Raw genomic sequence first — 5,514 nt, 5'->3', positions numbered from 1 at the left:
GTGCGTATCTCTGGCGAATTTGGCCGCCCCATCGCGACAGCGAAACAGGCACGAGAGATCATGAAGATCGGGGTCTTCTACGAAACGACGGAAGAGACGCTTCAGGCCAATGGCTTCGCGCCCAATCGTAACGGTGGCAATCAGGGATTCCTGCGCAAGCCGACCTGAAGCCTCAGGGGGCTCACATTTGAAGCCCCCATTTTGGCCAACAAATTGCGGAACTAGCCAAAAGCCGAACGCAGTCACGCGCCAATTGGCGCGGGAGTTGGGTTGCCACGCAACAAACATTGGCACCTTGGCGCGTAAAAGTCAAATAGATGCGCTTGGTAATGTCGGTGCCAATGCGCCTTTGCGTCTTTGCGAACGCGAACCTTGATCAAGGAAACAATAGATGACTACATCATTGACCCGTAGAGAGCTCGTACTTGGAGCGGCAGCATCTCTGATGAGCAATTTGGCTGGCGCTCAGGGTAGCAACAGCTGGCCATCACGCCCCATTAAAGTCATCGTGCCAGGGGGAGCAGGCGGGGTGTTGGACGCTATGGCGCGGAAACTCTACACCAGACTTGGTGCAACGCTGGGCCAGCCATTTGTCATAGAAAATCGTACTGGCGCGAATGGATTGATTGGTACCTCCGCGGTCAAAACCGCTGCACCAGATGGCTATACGCTTTTGCATAGCACAGCATCATCAATGGTGATGGCTGAGGCATTGAACCCAGACGTTTCGGTTAAAACTTTGCGAGACCTGGAGCCCGTGGCGCTATCTTCAGTAGGTGGCGTGCTGCTTGCGGTGCACTCTTCCGTACCTGCGAATACGCTCTCTGAACTGGTTGATCTGCTGCGAAGCGATCCCAAGTATCAATCCTATGGAAGTTGGGGTGTCGGTTCGAATGGACACCTGACGATGGAGTGGATTAAGCAACGAACAGGCTTGACCATCAATCACATCCCCTATAAAACATCGCCTGCGTTGCTGACGGATATTGTCTCCGGCGTGATTCCGATTGGCTGGGTTGACGTGGTTTCTCCGTTGGGCTTTATTGCGCAAGGGAAGCTGCGCGGCATCGCATTGTCAGGCACAGTTCGCAGCCCTAAACTGCCTGATATCAAAACACTTTCCGAGCAAGGCTATCCATTTACTGCCACGGGTTGGCAAGGTGTTTTTGCACCAAAAAATACGCCATCGGGGCTACTTGAGCGTCTGCATGCAGCCATCAATCATGAATTGGTGCAGCCAGATTTCGGGGAATCACTTCGCCAGATGAATATCCCACCTGCAACCCCCGTGAGTCGTCAAGCATTCACGCAAATGATAGCGAATGACCTGGTTGCCTGGCGGAAGGTGGTCGTAGACGGAAATATCAAGCCAGATTGAGAGATCATGAAGATTACCTCTCACGTTGACAAGATAAGTCGCCTTCTGCAGCTCCGCGATCGACTCGACCCCCTTCCAGATTTTGAACTCTGGTATTGGACGTGCCTTACAGCGGGAACCAACATCTGGAACACCTCGCTGCATGCGACAGGATTTACCAGCGAAGATCGCGCTTTTTCCACGATCCCCGGTGTGCACGTCGTACCTCAGAGCGACGGAAGCTACCGCAGGGAACTACGCGGTCCGGGTGATGTGAGTCATGTCGGCTGGCCCGCCATTCCCGGCGACATGCCAGAGCCCATCCAGCGCTTGGAGGCAGCATTACATGCACTGGAAGAACACCGTGATCCTTGCTTGCGCGGAGATCGCACTCCAACTCAAGCAATTGTCGATGACTGCAATCTCGCGCTATCGCAAGCAATATCCGTCTACGAAGCATTGGTCCGTCAGGACATACATCTATGATCCCAGGAAATCACCGCGATAAAGCAGAACGAATTGAACGATCCCTTGCCAAGCTCACTGACTCAGATTGGGAAATTCGGATTGAGGCTGCCATGCTTGCAGGTACGCACTGGGTCAACTATGTGTTGCATAAAAGTGGCGTAAGTGAGATGTCAGAAGACATGGTGCATGCATCCATGTGCACAGTCAGCGTACTTCGCAAGTACAAGCTTGCCGAGCCTGATTTGATCGCACGACTTGAAGAAATCGAGGAACTTCGCCCTCAGTTCGTCCGCGGAGACATGGACGGAGGTGCGGACGCTGCGAACAGAGCACTCGAGTTGCTGGATTTGATAGGAGAACAAGCGCGAAAAATTACCTGAGCCAATACAGCGACGACGAAGCCACTATCTACAGACGATTGGACGATTCAGTCCCGTATTCGCCAAAAGCGGCCATATCAGCGGCTTGTTTACTCCACTGCGAGGCGCTGCAGCCGAAAAGACTGCGGAACCAATGACTGAAGCTGCTGAGCCTGGAGAAGCCCAGCAGCTCGGCCACCTCGCTAAGCGGTAGGTCACTCTCGCGCAAATGGCGCTTGACCAGATCCGATCGCACTTGGTCGAGCACGCGGCTGAAGGCGAGACCTTCCGCATCGAGTTGACGGTACAGCGTACGACGATCGACGTGCAGGAGCCGTGCAACCTCCTGAGCACTGCACGTGCCACTAGGCAGCAGTGCCAAGATGATTTGGCGACAGGCTTCTTGCGCGCTTTCACTCCGATCCTTTAGGGCCGCTTCCAAGTATTTGCGCGCGAATCCCGCCGACACTTGATCTCCGAGCTCGCGCGGCTTTGACAGGTCGATCGCCATGCAGACCAAGCCGTTGAATTCCTGATTGAACTTGACGTTCCTTCCGAAGAATGCCCGATGTGCGGAGACGTCCTTAGGTGGGCGATGTGTAAAGCAGACTTCAAGCGGTTGCCAATGCGGTCCGATTAATTCGCTCAGCATGCGAAACGTGCCGCCCACGGCGAGTTCCATCGACTGTCGCATCGCCAGCCCGGGGCTTGGTAGCAAGTCTTCCCGGATGATGACCACGCTGGCAGTGTCTTCAACTCGGATAGTCAGCGAGGTGTTCACCAGCTTCAGGTAGCGGCACAGAGTGTCGAGGGCATCCCTCGGTGTGGGCTCCTCCCTCAGCACGAGGCTGATAGGCCCGAGGGCGGAAAGCTTGCGCTTTGCCGCAAGACGCAGCGCCAGATCTTCAGTCTGCGTGGCACGGGCGGTGATCTCCAGCAACTCGCGCGCGGCATCTCTCGAGATCAGCGTCTCAGGGTCTTCGAGTAACTTCGCCTCCAACCCCACGGCTCGCATGAACACATGGGGGTCCCGCCCGAGCGACTCCACCAACTCGACGTAGCCGCTCAAGGTGGYGCTGCGCATTAGTCGAGAGATTTGTCTCATAGGCTCACTCATTTGGCCGATTTTGGCACTGACCTTGCCCCCGAGAAAGTATTCCGGATGAGGTGAGCTTGCCCCTGCTTCACCTATCCCATATGCCCAGCGGTTGGTTCATACGCAACGTCAGCACCGAACGTCGTGCCGGTCCGGCCTCCCTCAACAAACCGAAGGTGGAAATCGGCTTGGGCGGTAGCGGTTAGAAAACGGGTGGCAACTAGCGACCAAGACGGGTTCACGAGTGAACGGCTCCGTGACTGCATCGGCAATGGCATTGTCGAGGCAACGGTTCAACGTGCGGAATTCGTCGACGGAGAACGGGGCATCGCGCTCGACCGCGAGGTCCGTGATGGCTTGGCAAAGGTCGCCGGAGTCATGGACCACTTGGCCCACGGAAAAGCCGCGCCCCAAGAGCTCCTTGCCGTGCGCAGCGGCGCTCAGGCCCATTTCGGACAAAGCTGTGGCGCCACCACCTGCGGCACCTGAGATCCTGAAGCAGTTCCCGTCGACCTCACCGTTCTCCAGTGCTTCCAGCGTTCTCATCAACTGGTTCAGGAACATCGGAATGCCGTTGGCGAGTTGCGCCTCCGTAGCGGCTCGCCTGGGCCTCTGTGCGACCTTGGCCTTGCACCGCTCGATCAGACGTCCCGGTTGTTGGATAGGAATCGATGCACGTTGTCCTCCATCAGTGGCCACCGAGTCTAACGCCGCCGAAGGAGCGTCATTTAGAGCAGACGAAGGACATTCCCTCGACGACGCCAAAAGTCAGACCCCTGAAAGGGAGGACGAGTTTCGCAGACTCGGCGCCGTGAGACGCGCCGATGAGACCTAAACCGATTGAAGCGTTCTCGTCGTGCGTGAGGCCTCGCGGATACTCTTCTCGCGCGCCCGCGCTGCGTTCAAGACGGACTCAACTGACCAAGCGGCCAGTGCAGTTGCGTGGTCATCCATCGCGGTGCAAAGGGCCTCGTCCAACACTGGCGTCAGACCGTCCAAAAGTCTTGTCTCGGCTGCGAGCACAACCATGCGGTGCACCGCGCTGGGGAGCCGCCTTCCGTTCAGATAGTCAAGGATCAGAGTGTCGGCGGCGAATAAGGAAAGCGACATGCATCGGCCCATTCAATATGACGACAGCGTATTGGCGCGCGCCATCGGCGTCTGTTCGATGCCGCACGTCAACCGTGCCCCCGCGGCATCGGCCCAATCTTGGGCAGCCGCCAAGCCATTGCGCGCTGAGACCGCGCTATCCCTTGGCCCTGAATCACCATAAGTGGAGGCCAGGACTCGGTCATCGCCACCGGCGCTGCAGTCAAAGGCTTCGTCGCTTCGACGACGTCCTCATAGCCCCACTCGCCCGGAGGTTCTGCCGATTTCGCGCGAGGAAAATAGTCCGCCGAGTTTCCTGGCGCCCGGGTGCGTATTCCTGAAGTGGCCCTGCCGCTCGCAGTGACGCACATCACCCTGGCGTGCCCTGCATAGGTCTCTCGGCCCCGCTGATTCAGGGTGGGAGGGACGTCTAACTCAATCAGCTTGGCGGCTCGAAGCACGCCGCATCTAGCGATGTCGTCGTCATCTTCGAAGGTGGTCGGTAGGGTGCGGAACAGAGGCGTTCAAGTAGTCGCATGGGCATCCCATCTCCTGGAATTTGATCAATCAGAATCGGCGGGGCCCGCGGACCGGAGCGCTTCAGGACCGTCGCGCACAGCAGCGTGCCCACGGACGCGGGCGACAAGGTCCGGTCCTTGACGAGCGGCTTTTACAGGTTGCGGTCCGCTGACCACGCACGGCTGCGGCGGCCGGGTCACTTTGCCCGGATTCGGTTTCCCACATGGCCTCGAGGGGCTGCCTGCGCCAAGAGAATGGGACAGTCCCGGCATCGAGGATCCACCCATGATGGGAGGGCGCCGAAGCCACCTCTACCAGCGCCGGATGACTGTCGATTTGCAGTATGAGCCGATGCATGGTTCTTGTCTGTGCGCCGCCGCACGGCTCGTTTGTGCGATAGCGAACATGGTTATCGGTTCAAGTGCCTATACTTGATGGGGCCGTGCTCACGAGCACACCCAAGGTCATCCCCGACCCCAGTATTCCGGAGCAAGCCATGGCCTTTCGCCCCGAACCGAGAAAGAATCGCCTACTTGGCGCACTGCCCGATGCCGAATGGCAGCGTTGGCTACCGCAACTGGAAGCGGTCGAGATGCCGCTGGGCCAGGTGCTGTATGAGTCGGGTA

Annotated in this window: 5 protein-coding genes and 1 pseudogene; 4 read left to right on the top strand and 2 right to left on the bottom strand. The window is 57.8% G+C overall.

Going from position 1 to position 5,514, the window contains the following annotated elements; all coding sequences use genetic code 11:
- The 4 genes and pseudogenes from AC1DY5_RS40245 to AC1DY5_RS40230 all read left to right on the top strand — a co-directional run.
- A pseudogene (locus AC1DY5_RS40245) lies at positions 1–168 on the top strand (3-keto-5-aminohexanoate cleavage protein); the annotation flags it as partial.
- Positions 169–391: 223 nt separating this feature from the next.
- Entirely contained in the window at positions 392–1,378 is a 987-nt protein-coding gene (locus tag AC1DY5_RS40240; protein WP_478120037.1) for a Bug family tripartite tricarboxylate transporter substrate binding protein, read from the top strand.
- Positions 1,379–1,384: 6 nt separating this feature from the next.
- Positions 1,385–1,843 (top strand): hypothetical protein, encoded by a 459-nt coding sequence (locus AC1DY5_RS40235; protein ID WP_478120036.1) that lies wholly within the window; start codon positions 1,385–1,387, stop codon positions 1,841–1,843.
- Complete coding sequence (locus tag AC1DY5_RS40230; RefSeq protein WP_478120035.1) at positions 1,840–2,205, top strand: hypothetical protein; 366 nt, start codon at positions 1,840–1,842, stop codon at positions 2,203–2,205. Before AC1DY5_RS40235 ends, AC1DY5_RS40230 begins: the two co-directional genes overlap by 4 nt.
- 28 nt (positions 2,206–2,233) lie before the next feature.
- On the opposite strand, the gene AC1DY5_RS40225 is transcribed toward AC1DY5_RS40230, so the two are convergent.
- The gene (locus AC1DY5_RS40225; RefSeq protein WP_478120034.1) at positions 2,234–3,289 is read right to left on the bottom strand and encodes an AraC family transcriptional regulator; all 1,056 of its coding nucleotides are present in this window, start codon (positions 3,287–3,289) and stop codon (positions 2,234–2,236) included.
- A gap of 153 nt (positions 3,290–3,442) precedes the next feature.
- Complete coding sequence (locus tag AC1DY5_RS40220) at positions 3,443–3,844, bottom strand: hypothetical protein (protein ID WP_478120033.1); 402 nt, start codon at positions 3,842–3,844, stop codon at positions 3,443–3,445.
- Between the last annotated feature and the right edge of the window lie 1,670 nt (positions 3,845–5,514).

The sequence above is a fragment of the Variovorax sp. P4_D9 genome, from assembly GCF_056401695.1.
The sequence above is the reverse complement of the archived record's forward strand: the minus strand, read 5'-3'. Positions and strand labels throughout refer to the sequence as shown.

Excerpts from the sequence above, each read along its gene's own strand:
- AC1DY5_RS40220 (WP_478120033.1), bottom strand. The coding sequence starts at position 3,844 with ATGTTCCTGAACCAGTTGATGAGAACGCTGGAAGCACTGGAGAACGGT.
- AC1DY5_RS40240 (WP_478120037.1), top strand. The coding sequence starts at position 392 with ATGACTACATCATTGACCCGTAGAGAGCTCGTACTTGGAGCGGCAGCA.
- AC1DY5_RS40235 (WP_478120036.1), top strand. The coding sequence starts at position 1,385 with ATGAAGATTACCTCTCACGTTGACAAGATAAGTCGCCTTCTGCAGCTC.
- AC1DY5_RS40230 (WP_478120035.1), top strand. The coding sequence starts at position 1,840 with ATGATCCCAGGAAATCACCGCGATAAAGCAGAACGAATTGAACGATCC.